General features: G+C 53.8%; 2 pseudogenes. Both read left to right on the top strand.

The features are described 5' to 3' along the window. The first annotated feature begins 120 nt into the window (after window positions 1-120). Window positions 121-1,067, top strand: a pseudogene (gene traN, locus BN93_RS10760) (conjugative transposon protein TraN). A gap of 1 nt (window position 1,068) precedes the next feature. After that, window positions 1,069-1,197 (top strand): annotated as a pseudogene (locus BN93_RS19145) (conjugal transfer protein TraO); the annotation flags it as partial.

Below are 1,197 nucleotides of genomic sequence, written 5' to 3' on the forward strand. Positions count from 1 at the left end.
TACTTCGCCAAAAAGGTGCGCGCCATAAAAGTGCATCTCAAGGCGGGCTACCGCGTGCTGCTTTTTCAAAAGAAAGATTAATCGACAATGTTTTTATTACCAACTAAATCCAACAGTAAAATGAAGAAAATGTTATTTGTCCTCGCCCTCTTTATGGGCGTAACATGTGCGAATGCACAGCAACAGGGTATCAAACAGGTAAAACCGGTGAGCGTTGCCGCCGCTGCACCGTATGACGGACTAACGCGACAGCTGACCTTCGAGCGGATGATACCGCCTCACGGATTGGAAGTGACCTATGGGAAAACGGTGCACATCCTCTTTCCCGCAGAAGTGCGCTACGTAGACCTCGGCTCGCCCAACCTCATCGCCGGTAAGGCGGACGGAGCGGAGAACGTCATCCGCGTAAAATCCACCGTCAAGGGCTTTCAGGGGAGACGAACATGAGCGTCATCACCGAGGACGGCTGCTTCTACACTTTTAACGTGCGCTATGCCGACGAGCCACTGCTGCTCAACGTGGAGATGACGGATGTTATCCATGACGGGGAGAGCGCGAACCGTCCGAACAATGCGCAGGAGGTGTACCTTAACGAACTGGGCAGCGAGAGTCCGATGCTCGTGCGGCTCATCATGAAGTCCATTTACAGGCAGGACAGACGAACAGTCAAGCACATCGGCTGCAAGCGTTTCGGGGTGCAATACCTGCTAAAAGGCATCTACACACACGGCGGATTGATTTACTTCCACACCGAAATCAGGAACCAAAGCCACATTCCTTTCGACGTGGATTACATCACGTGGAAAATCGTGGACAAGAAAGTGGCCAAGCGCACGGCCGTGCAGGAGCAGGTCGTGCTTCCGCTGCGGGCGCAGAACTATGTTACCTGCGTGCCGGGCGGCAAGAATGAGCGGACGGTCTTTGCCCTGTCGAAGTTCACCATCCCCGACGGTAAGCAACTTGTCGTGGAGCTGTGCGAGAAGAACGGCGGCAGGCATCAGTCGTTCGTCATCGAGAACGAAGACCTTGTGCGTGCAAGGGAAATCAGCGAACTTGAAGTGAAATGACATGAGAAAGCTTGCATTTTTCCTCTTTGTCGTGTCGCTTGCCCTTTTTCGAGGGCAGGCACACGCCCAGCGCTGTCTGCCCGGAATGAAAGGCATCCGCCTCACGGCAGGCATGGCAGACGGTTTTTAT

Origin of the sequence: Prevotella conceptionensis 9403948 (genome assembly GCF_000312305.1) — a bacterium.
GTDB classification, from domain to species: Bacteria; Bacteroidota; Bacteroidia; order Bacteroidales; family Bacteroidaceae; genus Prevotella; species Prevotella conceptionensis.